Source organism: Aeribacillus sp. FSL K6-2848 (assembly GCF_038004325.1).
Classification (GTDB): domain Bacteria; phylum Bacillota; class Bacilli; order Bacillales; family Aeribacillaceae; genus Aeribacillus; species Aeribacillus composti.
The window spans coordinates 2,634,126-2,651,001 of the sequence record NZ_JBBOQQ010000001.1 but is presented as its reverse complement, the minus strand read 5'-3'; the positions used below and the strand labels follow the sequence as shown (position 1 = coordinate 2,651,001).

The following is a 16,876-nucleotide window of genomic DNA, read 5'->3' as shown; positions in this document are numbered from 1 at the left end:
TTTATAAAAAGTTTCTAACATTTCAGGGGGGCTTTTTGAATGAACATTGTCGTAAGTGGAGGAGGAACCGGCGGTCATATTTATCCTGCGCTTGCTTTCATAAAAGAAGTGAAAAAATATGACCCTCATGCCAATTTTTTATATATAGGGACGGAAAATGGACTGGAAAAAGAGATTGTGGCACGGGAAGGGATCCCGTTTAAAGCGATTAAAATTAGCGGTTTTAAACGAAAGCTGTCGTTTGATAATGTTAAAACAGTTTATCGATTTTTCAACAGCTTCGCCATCTGCAAAAAGCTGCTAAAAGAGTTTCAGGCGGATGTTGTAATTGGGACTGGAGGATATGTTTCGGGACCAGTCGTTTATGCAGCCAGCAGACTCGGAATACCGACAATCATCCACGAACAAAACAGCGTGCCTGGTTTGACTAATAAATTTTTAGCAAAATATGTTGATAAAGTCGCCATTTCTTTTGAAAGCTCCAAAAAATTTTTTCCGGAAGAAAAAGTTGTTCTAACAGGAAATCCTCGCGCGCAGGAAGTGATTGGCGGCGATCGGGCAAAAGGTAAATCATCTTTAAATTTAACAGAGAATGTAAAATCCGTGCTCATCTTTGGAGGAAGCCGCGGGGCAAGACCGATTAATGAATCTGTCCTCAGCATCCTTGACGAATTATCGAAAAAGCCGTATCAAATTGTTTATGTCACCGGTGAGGTTCATTACAAGCAAATAATGGAACAAATAGGTGATTGCGGCCGGCTGAAAAATATTATTATCAAACCGTTTATCCACCAAATGCCGGATGTGCTGGCAGCAGTTGATTTAATCGTATCAAGAGCAGGTGCTACGACTTTAGCGGAAATAACAGCGCTTGGTCTTCCAAGCATATTAATTCCAAGCCCGTATGTTACAGCCAATCATCAAGAAGCAAATGCCCGCACACTCAGTGAAAGAAACGCTGCCGTTTTATTGCTTGAACAAAATTTAACAGGGCATCGTTTGTTAACGTTGATCGATCAAATTTTACTGAATCCGGAAACGTTGAAGAGCATGAGCGAAGCTTCTTTTGAACTGGGAGTTCGTGATGCAGCCAAAAGGCTTTATCAAGTCATGAACGAACTTGCCGCTGCTAATAACAAGATTTGAAAATGGGGGGATACATGTGAAGCAGCTGTTGGAAGAGTTAATTCGAGCTGATGTAGGAAAAGTGCTTGAGAATGAGCCGTTAAAAAAACATACAACGATGAAAGTCGGCGGACCGGCAGATGTGTTTGTCGAGCCAAAAAGCATTGAAGGCTTAATGAAAACAATGGAAATCATCAAAAAGCATCATGCAGATTGGCGCGTAATAGGGAGAGGATCCAATTTACTTGTTTTAGATGAAGGAATTGCCGGGGTCGTAATTAAATTAGGAAACGGCATCAGCCATTTAACCATTCAAGATGAGGAGATCACAGTGGGGGGAGGCTATTCATTAGTCAGCCTGTCAACATTGATCAGCAGAAAAGGATTGTCTGGTTTAGAATTTGCCAGCGGCATTCCCGGATCTGTAGGCGGTGCGGTCTATATGAATGGGGGTGCGCACGGCTCGGATATTTCAAATGTTCTCAAAAAGGCGCATATTTTGTTTGCAGATGGGACATTAGAATGGCTTTCCAATGAAGAAATGGAATTTTCATATCGCAGCTCTATCTTGCAAAAAAAGCGCCCGGGAATATGTTTAGAAGCGGTATTTCAATTAAAAAAAGGAGATAGAGACAGCATCGTATCCACTATGCAAAAAAATAAAGAATATCGCCGTGAAACACAACCTTGGAACCATCCTTGCGCAGGAAGCATTTTCCGAAACCCCCTTCCTCATTATGCTGGTCAGCTCATTGAAAAAGCCGGCTTAAAAGGCTACAAAATCGGAGGCGCAAAAATATCGGAGATGCACGGGAATTTTATTGTCAATGAAGACAATGCAACAGCTTCAGATGTTCTGGCCCTCATCGATTTTGTAAAAAAGACGATTTACGAGCAATTCCAAATCAAAATGGAAACGGAAGTTGAAATTGTTGGAAGGAATAAATAGGAAAAATCTTTCTCCCTTTCAGCTTGTACATTATGTTATAATATTTCAACAAGATTTTTTTAAAACGGCATGCTATTGCCGTTTTTTCACCTTTAAACATTTTTTGCTCCTTTTGGACAAGCTTATATATTAAACCTGGATTCAATGAATCTAGGATGGGGTGAACATAGACTTGGAAAAAGAAAAAATCGTTTCAATCGAGGATCGGATACCGAAGCTCAAGCAGCAGCGCAAACAAAAGGCAAATAGGAGATTTATACTATTTATTCTCACCTTCTCCTTGCTTATTTTATTAATTATTTATTTAGAAACGCCGTTAAGCAAAGTGAAAAACGTAGAAGTGAGCGGAAATGTCAATGTTCCCAGCGATGAAATCATTTCGCTTTCCGGTATCGATCAACAGACGAATTTTTGGAGTGTTAATAAAGAAAAAACGATCAAAGCCTTGAAAAAACATAAAGAAGTGAAAGGTGCGAACATAGTCAAAATTTTCCCTCACACCATTCGGATTGAAATTGAAGAAATGAAACGAGTAGCCTACGTGTCCAATGGATCATCCTTTTACCCGGTTTTGGAAAACGGGGAAACTTTAGATGGACAAAAAAGCGTAAAAGTGCCTGATGCTCCGATCTTATTCGGTTTTGACGATGCTGAATTTGCTCATCTCATGACTGAACAATTGACAAACCTTCCGCATTCCATTTCCAATTCCATTTCTGAGGTTCACTATACGCCGGAAAAAATGGATCCGTACATAATTACATTATTTATGAACAACGGCTATGAAGTGAGAGCTTCTATGAAAACTTTTGCTGAAAAAATGCGTTCATATCCAATGATTGTAAAAGAACTCAACCCGAAAGTAAAAGGGATTATCCACTTAGAAGTCGGTTCTTATTTTGAGCCTTACAGCAAGAAAGGATCACAGAAGAATAAAGGGGACAAAGCCGATGAGGAAAGCTAATGCCAGCCATGTCATGTTATTTTTTATTATGCTCGTCGTCGGTTTCTTAATTTCATATTCTTTTCAATGGACAAAAGAAAGAAAAGATTTGAATGTATCACCAGAACAGTGGGAAAAAGAATATGAAACAAGAAAGCTGCTGATCAATCAAGAAGAAACAAACCGGAAGCTCCAGGAGGAGCTTTTTCAAAAACAAAAAAAAGTTACAGAAATTGAAGAGCAATTGAAAAAAGAGAAAGAGCTTTATTATAACTTAGTTGAAGATGTTGAAAAATTGAGGATGTTTGTAGGAGAGGTAGGGGTTGTCGGCGAAGGGATTGAAGTGACGCTCGAAGACTCTTCTTATGTTCCAGAAGGGGAAAATGTGAACAATTATATTGTTCATGAAAGCCACATCTTTAAAGTTGTGAATGAATTGCTCATTTCAGGTGCGACCGCTGTAGCGATCAACGGACAAAGAATATTCCATCATTCTTATATCATCTGTAACGGCCCCGTCGTAACGGTAGATGGAAACCAATTTCCCGCTCCATTTGTTATTTCTGCCATCGGAGATGCTGAGGTATTGACGCAGGCGCTAAACATTGCAGGAGGCGTTTTGGATCAGCTTGCCTATGAAAATATTGTTGTAAAGGTGGAAAAGAAAAAAGAAATTAAAATGGGGCCCTATTTGTCAAATGAACTGGATGATTAGCGGAAACCCTAGCTAACCTAGCTCTAGAAAAAAGAAAGGTGATGGACGATTGATTAAACCAAAATGGAAATTTGCCTTTACATTTTCCATCATTACAACAATTTTTGGGTTTATGCTTGGCGTGCAATATCGATCCATAGAAGAACCGGACGAGCGTGATACGAGGGATATGTGGGAGCTCCGTGAAGATTTAAAAAGAGAACAGAAGCTTCAAGTGGAATTGTTAGAAGAAATCCGCAAATATGACCAAATGCAAAGGGAAATGGAAAAAAACGAAAGTCCTGAAAAAGCGTTGAAAGATACTTTAGAAGAGCTGAAGGCGAAAGCGGGTTTAACCGAAGTAAAAGGTGAGGGTGTCGTTCTCACAGTTGAGCCTTTGTTTGACAGCAACCTGCTCGGAAAACCTATTCAGCCGATTTCGCCAGAGCTTTTAAAGCGTCTGATCAATGAAGTGAACTCTTATGAAGCAAAAGAAATTTCAATAAACGGATACAGAGTTGTCAACACAACCGTTATCCGCGATATTAACGGAATAACGAAAATTGACGGAAACAGTCTGAACACTTACCCGATTGAAATCAAAATTTTATCAAACGACGCTGAAAAACTTTACAGTAAAATAAATGGATCTGCATTGAAAGACGATTTTGCGATTGATAATTTGAAATTGACCGTATCTGCACCGCAGAAACAGCTAATTATACCGCCTTATGAAAAATCGATCCGCATTCAAAATATGGCACCTCTTAAAGATGAAAAGGAAGGGAATTAGTTATGTGGCTCCCGGTTATCGGAATTCTTTTAGGTATCGTCTTAGGTCTGTACAGCAACATTCAAATTCCAGATGAATATTCCAACTATTTATCAATAGCCATACTTGCTGCGCTTGATACTCTGTTCGGGGGATTCCGGGCATACTTGCAAAATTCTTATGATGAGCTTGTGTTTGTTTCCGGATTCTTTTTTAATATACTTTTAGCTGCAAGTTTAGCTTTTCTCGGCGTTCATCTTGGTGTAGACTTGTATTTAGTAGCAATGTTTGCTTTTGGAGTTCGGCTTTTCCAAAATATAGCGGTTATTCGCAGAATTTTAATCGCAAAATGGAACAGCGGCAGAAATACGAACAAAAAAAAATCCAACTTTTAAAAGGGAAAATAGATCAAGTGTTGAATTTACACATATACAAATTGAAACAAATATGTAACGTTCGTTTCATTGTATTGTTCTATTGGACGTAATAGAATAGTAGTATTGGATAAGGAGGTGCCAAAAGCATTGAACAGCAATGAAATATTTGTCAGTCTTGACATCGGTACATCCAATGTAAAAGTAATCATTGGCGAAATGATGGATGAATCGTTAAACGTTATTGGTGTTGGTAATGTGAAATCAAAAGGCTTAAAAAAAGGATCAATTGTTGATATAGATGAAACCGTTCATTCTATTAAAAAGGCTGTGGAACAAGCGGAAAGAATGATCGGCATGCCCCTCCATAAAGTTGTTGTCGGTGTGAGCGGCTCTCATGTAAAACTTCAAGATTGTCAAGGAGTAGTGGCAGTTTCAAGTGAAAACCGAGAAATTCAAAATGAAGATGTAAGGCGTGTCATTGAAGCTGCACAAGTTTTATCCATTCCCCCAGATCGGGAAATTATAGATTGCATTCCGAAGCAGTTTATTGTAGACGGTCTTGACGGGATACATGATCCAAGGGGAATGTTGGGAGTAAGGCTGGAAATGGAAGGACTGCTCATCACCGGATCAAAAACTATTCTACATAATTTACTGCGCTGCGTTGAACGTGCAGGTCTTGAAATTACGGATATTGCACTTCAGCCTCTCGCATGTGGTTCAGTTGCTTTATCCAAAGACGAAAAAAATTTAGGCGTAGCTCTTATCGATATTGGCGGGGGATCCACTACCATTGCAGTTTTTGAAAACGGAGAGTTAAAAACAATTTCCGTTCTACCGGTTGGGGGAGAACACATTACCAACGATTTATCAATTGGTCTTAGAACTTCCACAGAAAATGCTGAAAAAATTAAAATTAAACATGGACATGCCTTTTATGATCATGCATCTGAAGACGAGGTGTTTGATGTTCCGATTATAGGCAGCGATAAAATGCAAAAATTCAATCAGCTTCAAATAGCTGATATTATTGAGGCTAGAATGGAGGAAATTTTTCTTCTTGTAGCTCAAGAAATTGCAAAACTGGGCTTCAGGGAATTGCCCGGAGGTTTCGTGTTAACTGGCGGAAGTGCAAACATTCCTGGTGTGCTTGAACTTGCTCAAACTGTACTCGCCCACAATGTTCGGATTGCTAGCCCCGACTACATAGGTGTTAGAAATCCTCAATACATGACAGGTGTCGGTCTCATCCAGTTTGCCTACAAAAATGCAAAAATTCAAGGGAGACGGATTGGATCGAAGGTGGAGGTGGAACAGATTAAGCAAACTGTTCCGAGTGAAGCGAATGAAGTGACTTTAAAGCAAAAAACGAAGCGTCAAAATGAAGAAAAAATGAGCAGAGTGAAGAAATTTTTTGGGTACTTTTTCGAATAAATTTCGTCAATAGAGCATTGATGGATTAGGGAGGATTTTGCATGTTGGAGTTCGATACGAATATTGACGGCTTTGCAACAATTAAAGTTATTGGAGTAGGAGGCGGCGGAAATAATGCCGTCAACCGGATGATTGAACATGGTGTGCAAGGTGTAGAGTTCATTGCTGTCAACACTGATGCACAAGCATTAAACCTTTCAAAAGCAGAAACAAAAATGCAAATTGGCGCAAAATTGACAAGGGGCCTTGGTGCAGGAGCAAATCCAGAGGTCGGAAAAAAAGCTGCTGAAGAAAACAAGGAACAAATTGAAGAAGCTGTAAAAGGTGCAGACATGGTGTTTGTAACGGCTGGAATGGGAGGAGGCACCGGAACTGGTGCAGCACCTGTCATTGCGCAAATTGCCAAAGATTTAGGAGCACTGACGGTCGGCGTTGTCACGAGGCCGTTCACGTTTGAAGGAAGAAAACGCGCTATGCAGGCGGCTGGTGGAATTGCAGCCATGAAAGAAGCCGTTGACACTCTTATTGTGATTCCGAATGACAGACTTCTTGAAATTGTTGATAAAAATACGCCGATGCTTGAAGCTTTCCGTGAAGCGGATAACGTTCTTCGTCAAGGAGTGCAAGGTATTTCTGATTTAATTGCTGTGCCGGGACTCATCAATCTAGACTTTGCGGACGTGAAAACAATCATGTCGAACAAAGGTTCTGCATTGATGGGAATCGGAGTAGCAACGGGAGAGAACAGAGCGGCTGAAGCTGCCAAAAAAGCAATCTCAAGTCCGCTTCTTGAAACTTCAATCGATGGGGCGCAAGGAGTATTGATGAACATTACCGGCGGAACAAATTTAAGCCTATATGAGGTTCAAGAAGCAGCCGATATTGTTGCATCAGCCTCGGACCAAGATGTCAACATGATCTTTGGATCTGTTATTAATGAAGATTTGAAGGATGAAATTGTTGTAACAGTGATTGCAACTGGATTTAGAGAAACTGAAATAAATCCTAGCAAGCAAGAAGCGAGACCATTTGCTCCTAATAAGAAGCCAAATGTTGCAACTAAGCGTGAAGTGAAAAAGGAAGAGCCGACTCACGACATTACGAGCCGTGCATTGCAGCAGGCAGAAGATACGCTTGACATCCCGACATTTTTAAGAAACAGAAAGCGCCGCTAAAAAAAGCATGGGTGACAATAGACGTCATCCATGCTTTTTTCGTGCGCCCGGCATGTACATGAACTATAGGGTGTAAGTCCCGAACCCCGAAGACAGAAGTAGAGGTTAGCCAAGAGCAAGGGTGTCCGTGGTGACGCGGAATCTGAAGGAAGCTGGAGGCAAAACACCGGTCCGAGGAACACGAACCTCATATAAGGCTAGGTATGATTGAGTGAGTTTGCGAAACAAAACAAAGCTCTTTCTGTCGAAGGTCATATCGAGTAAATGAGGCGGATAGATGGTGTGAAAGTGCATGTACTTACCCGGGGAGATCTGGCTGGCACGCCAAGTAACCTTGGTAACCTATCTAGTGATAGATAACTGAACAGTCAGAAGTCAGCAGAAGTCATAGTACTCTTTTCGAGCTCGAGACGAAAGAGGAAGGACTGAACAATTAAGGAGAACGAATCGCTAGGCGTTCACCTTCTGTGTGGAAGCAGACAATCCGATAGGACTTACTTGAAGGAGGAAGTGGTGAACCCCACGGGGGACTTCAAGAGGGTGGAGCAGAAGATGGCACAAATAGAAGAATTCGTTCACGTGGAGAGGATATCAATGTTGATGGAAATGATTTTGTCACGGGAAAATCTCCTGGCGGCACTGAAACGAGTCGAACAGAATAAAGGAGGTCACGGAGTAGATGGCATGTCCGTAAAAGACCTACGAAGACACCTCTACGAAAATTGGGACTCCATTCGACAGTCGTTGAGAGAAGGAACCTACAAGCCCTTACCCGTCCGTCGAGTCGAAATCCCGAAACCGAACGGTGGAGTAAGACTTCTAGGGATCCCTACCGTGACGGATCGTTTCATCCAACAAGCGATTGCCCAAGTGTTGACGAAAATCTTTGATCCGACCTTCTCGAACCATAGCTATGGTTTCCGACCAGGTAGAAGGGGACATGATGCGGTTAGGGAAGCAAAGGGTTATATCAAAGAAGGATATCGTTGGGTAGTCGATATAGACCTAGAGAAATTCTTTGACAAGGTGAATCACGACAAACTGATGGGGATCTTGGCGAAAACGATCAAAGATCGAATTCTACTGAAGGTAATTCGCCGGTATCTTCAATCAGGCGTGATGATCAATGGAGTGGTAATGGAAACGGACATGGGAACGCCTCAAGGCGGCCCGCTTAGTCCACTTTTATCAAACATCATGCTTCATGAATTGGATAAAGAGCTTGAGAAACGTGGACATAAGTTTGTTCGGTATGCGGATGACTGTAACATCTATGTGAAAACAAAGAAAGCAGGAATTCGTGTCATGAACTCCATTACGAACTTTATAGAGAAGGAGTTAAAGCTCAAGGTAAATAAAGAGAAATCGGCGGTAGACCGTCCTTGGAAACGGAAGTTTCTCGGTTTCAGCTTCACACTCAATAAGACTCCAAAGGTACGGATTGCGAACGAAAGTGTGAAACGTTTGAAGAACAAGATCCGTGAAATTACATCAAGGTCGAAACCGTATCCAATGGAGAAAAGGATTGAGAAACTGAATAAGTATTTAATGGGATGGTGCGGATATTTTGCCTTGGCAGAAACACCAAGTAAGTTCAAAGAATTTGATGAATGGATTAGACGAAGGCTTCGGATGTGTTTGTGGAAAGAATGGAAAACCCCGAAAACAAGAATTCGGAAACTCAGAGGATTAGAAGTTCCAAGCCATAAAGCATTCGAATGGGGCAATACACGCAAGAAATATTGGCGGATTGCCTGCAGTCCCATTCTACACAAAACCCTCGACAACTCCTATTGGAAGCGTCGAGGGTTAAGAAGTCTATTCGAAAGATATCAAGCACTACGTCATACTTAATTGAACCGCCGTATACCGAACGGTACGTACGGTGGTGTGAGAGGTCGGGGGTTAGTCACCCCCTCCTACTCGATTTAAAGCTCATCAAGCGGGAAAATGGAAGATTTTTAATATTTGCATGCGTAAAACAGTTTAAATATTGGACTGGAACATAAATATTTGCAAGATTCAGAGATTCCTATTAGGCATGATTTGTTCAAAAATCGTATTACGGCGGAAAGAATCAAAAAATTATGTAAAAATAGATAAACAGATTTGAACGCGTTCCCGAAAATAGCAAAACGAATGAATCAAAACTTTATGAAAAAATACGACATGCCATTTGAAAAAAATGCGGATCCTTGCTGAAAATTTAATGCCATGTATATGGTAAGTTCTAATATTTTTTGTGGAATATAAATTGCAGATATATACGCGAAAGGACCTGGCTTTTTAGCCAGGCTTTTTCCTCGTTCTGAAAAAGTATAAACATTTACACAGCTTTTTTAAGAAAAGATCTCCTGTAATTTCCCCATCGTCTCTTAACGAAAGTGTTTACAACTTCAGCAATTTAGCTTTCTTCCTCTAAAAGGCTTGTACCGTTTTTTTTTCTTTAACCATTTTTCCATTCGACGAAAACATTAGGAATCCGTCAAAAATTGTATGCTGTACTCGCCACTATTTGACACAATTTGGAATGAATAGCGTTTATACTACCTATTAATAGCAAGTCAGAAGCCTAGAAAATTGAATGGTGGGAGAGGAAGAGGCGGTTGACCATTTATTTGGATGCTATTTGGCTGATGAATTTTTGCTTTGATATCATGCTCCTTTTTCTTACAGCAATCATCTTAAAGAGAAACATTGTATGGAAAAAAATAATGATTGCTTCACTCATCGGCTCCGCTATTGTGATATTGCTTTTTTCGCCTTTCGCACAGCTGGCGAGCCGTCCGGAATCAAAACTAATCCTCTCATGTGTGATGGTTCTTTATGCTTTTGGCTTTAAGAAGTTTCGCTACTTTATAGAAAATTTATTGACTTTCTATTTTGTCACTTTTGCAGTTGGGGGAGGTATGCTTGGCACTTATTATTTTTTTCAAGTAGGCTTTTCATTTCAAAATAACATGATTTTAACAAATGGAAATGGCTTCGGAAATCCTGTCAGCTGGTTATTTATCGTGGTCGGCTTTCCGATTATTTGGTATTTTTCCCGCTTGCGGCTTGAACAGGTTGAAGCAAAAAAAATCCACTATGATCAAATTGTCGATGTTTCGATCACGATGATGGAGAAAAAAGTAATAGTAAAAGGATTGATTGACAGCGGCAACCAATTGTATGATCCCATCACTAAGAAGCCAGTCATGATTGCCGAAGCGGAAAAATTAATGACCGTGTTTCCTGAAAGTATGCACCAAGTCATTTCTAATCGAAATCCTATGGAGGCTGTGACAGCGATAGAACAGAAAGAATGGATCGGCAGGCTGAAAATTATTCCGTACCGGTCAGTTGGCCAGGATCTTCAGTTATTATTAGCTGTAATAGCAGACGAAGTGGTGATTCATACAAAAGAAGAATCATTAATGCTGTCCCGCCCGCTTATTGGACTAAATCATTCGCGGCTTTCAAGCGAAGACGATTATCAATGCATTATTCATCCAAAAATGATCCAGACGGGTAAACAAAAAGATGCTTCTTAGCCTTTATTCATAGCATACTCATAAACCAATTTGTTTAGAAGGGGGAACAACATGAAAAAAATTAAGCTTTATCTCACGTATATATGGTACAAGTTTTTAACAAAATTAGGGATCAAAACAGATGAAATTTATTATATCGGCGGAAGCGAAGCGCTGCCGCCTCCGCTTTCGAAGGAAGAGGAAGAAATGCTATTAAAAAAACTTCCGAGCGGCGATAAGGCTGCCCGTTCGATTTTGATTGAACGAAATTTGCGCCTTGTCGTGTATATTGCCCGAAAATTTGAAAACACCGGCATCAATATTGAAGATTTGATCAGCATTGGGACGATCGGGCTAATTAAAGCAGTCAACACCTTTAATCCCGAAAAAAAGATCAAGCTTGCGACATATGCATCTAGATGTATAGAAAATGAAATATTAATGTATTTGCGCAGAAATAATAAAACAAGATCTGAAGTTTCTTTTGATGAACCGTTGAACATTGATTGGGATGGAAACGAACTGCTTCTTTCGGATGTTCTCGGAACAGAAGACGATATTATTACAAAGGATTTGGAGGCTAATGTTGACCGAAAGCTATTAATGCGGGCGCTGCAGCAATTAAATGAACGAGAAAAACAAATAATGGAGCTTAGGTTTGGATTGCATGGCGGAGAAGAAAAAACGCAAAAAGATGTGGCTGACATGCTCGGGATTTCTCAATCTTACATATCAAGATTGGAAAAAAGAATTCTTAAGCGTCTTCGAAAAGAATTTAATAAAATGGTGTAATTTTTGCTTGCTAGTCGCATGTATAGCGAAAAATCAACAGCGTGTCCACTCTGAAAAGCTTGTGCATATTTTTCCCCTTCAGGGAGATACTTAACTTAAGACAGCAAGAACTCCTGTAAGGGGGAAACGAAATGACAAGAAATAAAGTTGAAATTTGCGGTGTTGATACTTCGAAGCTTCCTGTTTTAAAAAATGAAGAAATGCGAGAATTATTTAAACAAATGCAAAGCGGTGATTTATCAGCCAGAGAAAAGCTTGTCAACGGAAATTTGCGACTCGTTTTAAGCGTCATCCAAAGATTTAATAACAGAGGCGAGTTTGTCGATGATCTTTTTCAAGTAGGATGTATTGGGTTGATGAAATCTATAGATAATTTTGATCTGAGCCAAAACGTAAAATTTTCTACTTATGCTGTACCGATGATCATCGGTGAAATTCGTCGATATTTGCGAGACAACAATCCGATACGTGTTTCAAGATCATTGCGTGATATTGCCTATAAAGCTTTGCAGGTGCGTGAAAAACTCATGAGCGAAACGTCACGTGAGCCGAAGGCAGAAGAAATTGCTAAAGAGCTGAATGTGCCGCATGAAGAAATCGTTTTTGCTTTAGACGCCATTCAAGATCCAGTTTCATTATTTGAACCGATTTATAACGACGGCGGTGATCCGATCTTTGTCATGGATCAGTTAAGCGACGAGCGAAACCGCGATTCCAAGTGGATTGAAGAAATTGTTCTAAAAGAGGGGATCAGACGATTGAATGATCGGGAGAAGCTGATATTGAAAAAAAGGTTTTTTCAAGGCAAAACACAAATGGAGGTAGCAGAAGAAATCGGCATTTCCCAAGCTCAAGTTTCTCGGCTTGAAAAAGCTGCCATTAAACAAATGACCAAAAATATTCAATAATCATTGGGCCACATTCTTTTGAATGTGGCCCTTTATCATCATTCAAAAAAAAACTCATATACTGATTGTAAAAATACTTGAGGGGAGAAGCCGGCATGATCCATATTTCCGATTTGCAAATAAAAGATGTTGTGAATGTCCATGACGGAAAAAAATTAGGAAGCATTGAAGACGTTGACATCGACTTAAAAACTGGTAAAATTCAAGCGATCATGATCACTAGTCAAGGGAAGGTTTTAGGTTTTTTTGGAAAAGGGGAAGAAATTGTCATTCCTTGGAGGAACATCGTAAAAATCGGAAAAGATGTTATTTTAGTAAGAGTTTCGAAAAATGTTGAAACAGAATAAGAATCGCACGAATTTTGGTTAAATGTTGGCTTAAAGATATGTTAAAATAAAAATAAGAGAATTGTCGAAGAGGAATGGTACAATGAAACATGAACCGTTTCAATTAACAGATGAATCTTTTTTCTCCATACCTGCTTGGGCGAAGCTTCATTCTCAGATTACAGCAGGTTTTACGACGAGAAAAGGAGGATTTTCCAAGAATGGTTTTGCTTCATTAAATTTAGGTCTTCATGTGAATGATGAAAAGGAAACGGTGATCAAAAATCGAAAAATCATTGGGGACAAAATTCGTTTTGATCTACCGAACTGGGTATGTGCCGATCAAGTCCATGACAAACAAATTGTCAAGGTAGTAAATAAACATAAAGGATCAGGGGTTTTTACATATCGTCAATGCATCACTCAAACGGACGGCCTATACACATCGGAAAAAAATATATTACTTTCCCTTTTTTTTGCTGATTGTGTTCCGATTTTCTTTTTTTCTCCAAAAGACTCACTGATTGGCATCGCACATGCGGGCTGGAGAGGGACTGCGAAAAATATAGCAGGTGAAATGATCGACAGTTGGGTTTTGCACGAAGGTGTGCAAGCTCAAAATATATTTGCAGCCATAGGTCCTTCAATCGGCGAATGCTGTTATGTCGTCAATGACGATGTGATCGATGCGATCAAACCTCTTTTTGACAATGAGACGACATTTTATAAACAGCTTGAGAACGGCCTTTATTCTATTCATCTTGCAGAAATCAACAAAAGATTGTTAATGAAAAAAGGAGTGCCGGAACATCAAATCCTATTGACCTCATATTGTACAAGCTGCGATCAAGATTTGTTTTTTTCCCATCGAAGAGATCAAGGGAAAACAGGACGAATGATGGGATTTATCGGTTTGAAGGAGGGATACTAAGCCTTGTCAGTGAAAGAAAATTTAGCACGAATCCAACAGGAAATCGAACAAGCATGCAAAAAATCAAATCGAAAAATAGATGATATCCAAATTATTGCAGTGACGAAATATGTAACGGTAGAACGGGCTATAGAGGCGATAAATTCAGGCATTTTACACTTAGGCGAAAACAGGGATGACGGTTTTTTATCGAAATATAACAGCATTGGGTCAAAAGCTGTCTGGCATTTCATCGGCACACTTCAAACTCGAAAAGTGAAAAATATTATAGACAAGGTCGATTATATTCATTCGTTGGATAGAATATCGCTAGCAAACGAAATTGAAAAAAGAGCAGATCGAACGATCAAATGCTTTGTGCAAGTAAATACATCTGGCGAACAGTCAAAGCATGGCGTGGCTCCTGAACAATGCATTGATTTTATTCAACAGTTGAAGGAGTATCGCCATATCGAAGTTGTCGGATTAATGACAATGGCTCCATTTACAGAAGATGAAGATGAAATCAGAAGATGCTTCCGAAGTTTAAAGCAACTGCAGGAACAAGTGAAAGCACTAAATATAGCGAATGCACCATGTACAGAGCTATCAATGGGGATGTCCAACGACTACAAAATCGCGGTTGAAGAAGGGGCTACTTATCTTCGCATCGGCTCCTCGCTAGTAGGTACATAAAACGAAACTGGAGGTAAATCAGATGAGCTTAAAGAATAAATTTAAAAGCTTTTTTGCTATCGATGATGAAGATTATGAGATTGAAGATATGGAAGCTCCGGAAGAGAAACACCAACATGAACCGATTATGTTCAATCACAACAGCAGCGTTGAAAAAAATGCCGCTTTCGGAAAACAAAATGTTGTAAGTTTGCAAAGCGCCCAAAAATCCACTAAAGTAATATTATGTGAGCCAAGAACGTATTCAGAGGCGCAAGAAATTGCTGATCATCTGAAAAACCGCCGTTCATGCATTGTCAATTTGCAGCGGATCGGGCATGATCAGGCAAAAAGAATTGTTGATTTTTTAAGCGGCACTGTTTATGCGATTGGCGGAGACATCCAGCGTGTTGGAACAAACATATTTTTATGTACCCCAGATAACGTAGATGTCGCCGGCTCCATTTCCGATTTCATGGCAGATGATGAAAATAAAAGGTGGTAGAAATGATTGATGGGGACAATATATAACATATTAAGTTTTTTGCTCGATATTTATTCCTATGCGATTATCATTTATATTTTGATGTCTTGGTTTCCGAATGCAAGGGAAACGTCCATTGGACAATTTTTAGCGGCTATATGTGAGCCTTATTTAGAACCGTTTAGAAGAATCATTCCTCCATTAGGGATGATTGATGTATCTCCTATTGTTGCATTGATTGCCCTGCATTTTGCAGATTATGGGCTGTATGCTCTTTTTAGTATGATTTCATAAAATTCATTCGCCGATTGACATTCGAATTGTTTTGTATGCCAATCGGCTCTTTTCATATCATAATTGGAGTTGTCTCTTATGGAGAGTGTTTATCAGCATTTTCGCAAAGAAGAAAGGGAGTTCATTGACAAAGTCTTTGGATGGAAACAAATTGTGACTGAGCAATATCGGCCAAAATTGACCGATTTTTTAGATCCGCGGGAACAGAAAATCATTAAGACATTGATCGGTGAAAATCCGGATGTTCACGTGCAATTTTTCGGAGGCTATAAAAATGCTGAAAGAAAGCGGGCTTTTTTTTACCCTGACTATATTCAACCGACATTAGATGATTTTTCAATGTTCGCATTTGAAATCATGTTCCCGAAAAAATTCGTAACATTATCACATCGCGAAGTGCTTGGATCGCTTATGTCGCTCGGCTTAAAACGGAGCAAGTTCGGCGACATTATCATTCATGATGAAACGGTGCAAGTCATGGTTGCGCAAGAAATTGCCAATTTTCTGCAGCTGAACTGGAATAAAATTGGAAAGATTTCCGTTCGTTTGAAACAGATTCCATTCGAAGATGTGTTTTCTCATGAAGAAGAAATGGATATTTCTTTGATCACCGTTTCTTCGCTTCGGCTCGATGCTGTTCTAGCAAATGTTTATCACCAATCTCGGCAAAAAATAAAATCGCTTATTGAAAATAGTCTTGTCAAAGTCAATTGGAAAATTGTTGAGGATGCTCATTTTGAAATTGCGGAAGATGATGTGTTATCTGTCCGAGGATTCGGAAGAAGCAAAGTTTTGGCAATTGAAGGGAAAACAAGAAAAGATAAGTGGCGCATTAAGATCGGAATACAAAAATAATATTACAAATGGAAAGATTTTTGCCCATTCTGTCGAAAAATCGTTTATAATTGGATTAGTGTTTTGCGAAAAACATACATATGGAGGTGGAATTTGTGCCTTTAACCCCGCTGGATATTCATAACAAGGAATTTACAAAAGGCTTTCGCGGCTATGATGAAGATGAAGTAAATGAGTTTTTAGATCAAGTGATTAAAGATTATGAAATGGTCATCCGCGAAAAGAAAGAATTGGAATTAAAGGTGAAGGAATTAACCGAGAAGCTGAATCACTTTACAAATATAGAAGAAACGTTAAATAAATCGATTTTAGTTGCGCAGGAAGCTGCGGAAGATGTGAAAAGAAACGCTCAAAAGGAAGCGAAGCTGATCATTAAAGAAGCGGAAAAAAATGCTGACAGAATCATCAATGAAGCACTTGCTAAATCGCATAAAATTGCAATGGAAATCGAAGAGATGAAAAAGCAGTCAAAAGTATTCCGCACCCGTTTTCAAATGCTCATCGAAGCACAGCTTGATCTGCTAAAAAATGATGATTGGGATCACTTAATGGAATACAATGTCGAGCCAATCTTAGGAGAAGAAGCGGAAGAACCGAAAGTATAACTTGACTTTTTTGTTCGTGATTTCATATAATACGAAAATAAAACGG

At 39.6% G+C, this 16,876-nt stretch carries 19 protein-coding genes; all 19 read left to right on the top strand.

Features of this window, described 5'->3' with window-relative positions; all coding sequences use genetic code 11:
- Positions 1-39: 39 nt before the first annotated feature.
- The 19 genes from murG to NSS70_RS12610 all read left to right on the top strand — a co-directional run bounded on the left by murG (position 40) and on the right by NSS70_RS12610 (position 16,830).
- Complete coding sequence (gene murG, locus NSS70_RS12700; RefSeq protein WP_063388495.1) at positions 40-1,146, top strand: undecaprenyldiphospho-muramoylpentapeptide beta-N-acetylglucosaminyltransferase; 1,107 nt, start codon at positions 40-42, stop codon at positions 1,144-1,146.
- 16 nt (positions 1,147-1,162) lie between these two features.
- On the top strand, positions 1,163-2,074 hold the full coding sequence (gene murB, locus NSS70_RS12695; protein WP_340881730.1) for a UDP-N-acetylmuramate dehydrogenase: 912 nt from the start codon (positions 1,163-1,165) through the stop codon (positions 2,072-2,074).
- Positions 2,075-2,246: 172 nt separating this feature from the next.
- Positions 2,247-3,038 (top strand): cell division protein FtsQ/DivIB, encoded by a 792-nt coding sequence (locus NSS70_RS12690; RefSeq protein WP_063388493.1) that lies wholly within the window; start codon positions 2,247-2,249, stop codon positions 3,036-3,038.
- Entirely contained in the window at positions 3,025-3,732 is a 708-nt protein-coding gene (locus tag NSS70_RS12685; protein WP_063388492.1) for a DUF881 domain-containing protein, read from the top strand. Before NSS70_RS12690 ends, NSS70_RS12685 begins: the two co-directional genes overlap by 14 nt.
- Before the next feature lie 49 nt (positions 3,733-3,781).
- Positions 3,782-4,504 carry a DUF881 domain-containing protein gene (locus tag NSS70_RS12680; protein WP_232515562.1) on the top strand — a complete coding sequence of 241 codons (723 nt, stop codon included), beginning with the start codon at positions 3,782-3,784 and terminating at the stop codon, positions 4,502-4,504.
- Positions 4,505-4,506: 2 nt separating this feature from the next.
- Positions 4,507-4,878 (top strand): small basic family protein, encoded by a 372-nt coding sequence (locus NSS70_RS12675; RefSeq protein ID WP_311066249.1) that lies wholly within the window; start codon positions 4,507-4,509, stop codon positions 4,876-4,878.
- A 129-nt stretch (positions 4,879-5,007) separates the two neighbouring features.
- Positions 5,008-6,294 carry a cell division protein FtsA gene (gene ftsA / locus NSS70_RS12670; RefSeq protein ID WP_340881726.1) on the top strand — a complete coding sequence of 429 codons (1,287 nt, stop codon included), beginning with the start codon at positions 5,008-5,010 and terminating at the stop codon, positions 6,292-6,294.
- Positions 6,295-6,335: 41 nt separating this feature from the next.
- Entirely contained in the window at positions 6,336-7,469 is a 1,134-nt protein-coding gene (gene ftsZ, locus NSS70_RS12665) for a cell division protein FtsZ (protein ID WP_063388489.1), read from the top strand.
- A 594-nt stretch (positions 7,470-8,063) separates the two neighbouring features.
- Positions 8,064-9,323 carry a group II intron reverse transcriptase/maturase gene (ltrA, locus tag NSS70_RS12660; RefSeq protein WP_094245397.1) on the top strand — a complete coding sequence of 420 codons (1,260 nt, stop codon included), beginning with the start codon at positions 8,064-8,066 and terminating at the stop codon, positions 9,321-9,323.
- Positions 9,324-10,075: 752 nt separating this feature from the next.
- Positions 10,076-11,002: a sigma-E processing peptidase SpoIIGA gene (gene spoIIGA, locus NSS70_RS12655; RefSeq protein ID WP_327856266.1), complete on the top strand. Its 927-nt coding sequence runs from the start codon at positions 10,076-10,078 to the stop codon at positions 11,000-11,002.
- A 51-nt stretch (positions 11,003-11,053) separates the two neighbouring features.
- Positions 11,054-11,773, top strand: a complete 720-nt coding sequence (gene sigE / locus NSS70_RS12650) for an RNA polymerase sporulation sigma factor SigE (RefSeq protein ID WP_340733940.1) — start codon at positions 11,054-11,056, stop codon at positions 11,771-11,773.
- A 131-nt stretch (positions 11,774-11,904) separates the two neighbouring features.
- Entirely contained in the window at positions 11,905-12,681 is a 777-nt protein-coding gene (gene sigG, locus NSS70_RS12645; protein WP_063388486.1) for an RNA polymerase sporulation sigma factor SigG, read from the top strand.
- Positions 12,682-12,776: 95 nt separating this feature from the next.
- Positions 12,777-13,028 carry a YlmC/YmxH family sporulation protein gene (locus NSS70_RS12640; RefSeq protein WP_063388485.1) on the top strand — a complete coding sequence of 84 codons (252 nt, stop codon included), beginning with the start codon at positions 12,777-12,779 and terminating at the stop codon, positions 13,026-13,028.
- A gap of 82 nt (positions 13,029-13,110) precedes the next feature.
- Positions 13,111-13,938 carry a peptidoglycan editing factor PgeF gene (gene pgeF, locus NSS70_RS12635; protein ID WP_063388484.1) on the top strand — a complete coding sequence of 276 codons (828 nt, stop codon included), beginning with the start codon at positions 13,111-13,113 and terminating at the stop codon, positions 13,936-13,938.
- Between the two features lie 3 nt (positions 13,939-13,941).
- Positions 13,942-14,613 (top strand): YggS family pyridoxal phosphate-dependent enzyme, encoded by a 672-nt coding sequence (locus tag NSS70_RS12630; protein WP_066246582.1) that lies wholly within the window; start codon positions 13,942-13,944, stop codon positions 14,611-14,613.
- Positions 14,614-14,635: 22 nt separating this feature from the next.
- Positions 14,636-15,097, top strand: coding sequence for a cell division protein SepF (locus tag NSS70_RS12625; protein ID WP_340881725.1), 462 nt, complete (start codon positions 14,636-14,638; stop codon positions 15,095-15,097).
- A gap of 9 nt (positions 15,098-15,106) precedes the next feature.
- Positions 15,107-15,370 carry a YggT family protein gene (locus tag NSS70_RS12620; RefSeq protein ID WP_063388481.1) on the top strand — a complete coding sequence of 88 codons (264 nt, stop codon included), beginning with the start codon at positions 15,107-15,109 and terminating at the stop codon, positions 15,368-15,370.
- A 78-nt stretch (positions 15,371-15,448) separates the two neighbouring features.
- Positions 15,449-16,225 carry a YlmH family RNA-binding protein gene (locus NSS70_RS12615; RefSeq protein ID WP_063388480.1) on the top strand — a complete coding sequence of 259 codons (777 nt, stop codon included), beginning with the start codon at positions 15,449-15,451 and terminating at the stop codon, positions 16,223-16,225.
- Between the two features lie 95 nt (positions 16,226-16,320).
- Entirely contained in the window at positions 16,321-16,830 is a 510-nt protein-coding gene (locus NSS70_RS12610) for a DivIVA domain-containing protein (RefSeq protein WP_063388479.1), read from the top strand.
- Positions 16,831-16,876: the final 46 nt, after the last annotated feature.

Bases quoted from the DNA above. Each gene is read 5' to 3' on its own strand.
- ftsZ (WP_063388489.1), top strand. From the start codon at position 6,336: ATGTTGGAGTTCGATACGAATATTGACGGCTTTGCAACAATTAAAGTT.
- ltrA (WP_094245397.1), top strand. From the start codon at position 8,064: ATGTTGATGGAAATGATTTTGTCACGGGAAAATCTCCTGGCGGCACTG.
- sigE (WP_340733940.1), top strand. From the start codon at position 11,054: ATGAAAAAAATTAAGCTTTATCTCACGTATATATGGTACAAGTTTTTA.
- NSS70_RS12620 (WP_063388481.1), top strand. From the start codon at position 15,107: ATGGGGACAATATATAACATATTAAGTTTTTTGCTCGATATTTATTCC.
- NSS70_RS12685 (WP_063388492.1), top strand. From the start codon at position 3,025: ATGAGGAAAGCTAATGCCAGCCATGTCATGTTATTTTTTATTATGCTC.
- pgeF (WP_063388484.1), top strand. From the start codon at position 13,111: ATGAAACATGAACCGTTTCAATTAACAGATGAATCTTTTTTCTCCATA.
- NSS70_RS12625 (WP_340881725.1), top strand. From the start codon at position 14,636: ATGAGCTTAAAGAATAAATTTAAAAGCTTTTTTGCTATCGATGATGAA.
- NSS70_RS12615 (WP_063388480.1), top strand. From the start codon at position 15,449: ATGGAGAGTGTTTATCAGCATTTTCGCAAAGAAGAAAGGGAGTTCATT.
- murG (WP_063388495.1), top strand. From the start codon at position 40: ATGAACATTGTCGTAAGTGGAGGAGGAACCGGCGGTCATATTTATCCT.
- sigG (WP_063388486.1), top strand. From the start codon at position 11,905: ATGACAAGAAATAAAGTTGAAATTTGCGGTGTTGATACTTCGAAGCTT.
- NSS70_RS12675 (WP_311066249.1), top strand. From the start codon at position 4,507: ATGTGGCTCCCGGTTATCGGAATTCTTTTAGGTATCGTCTTAGGTCTG.
- NSS70_RS12640 (WP_063388485.1), top strand. From the start codon at position 12,777: ATGATCCATATTTCCGATTTGCAAATAAAAGATGTTGTGAATGTCCAT.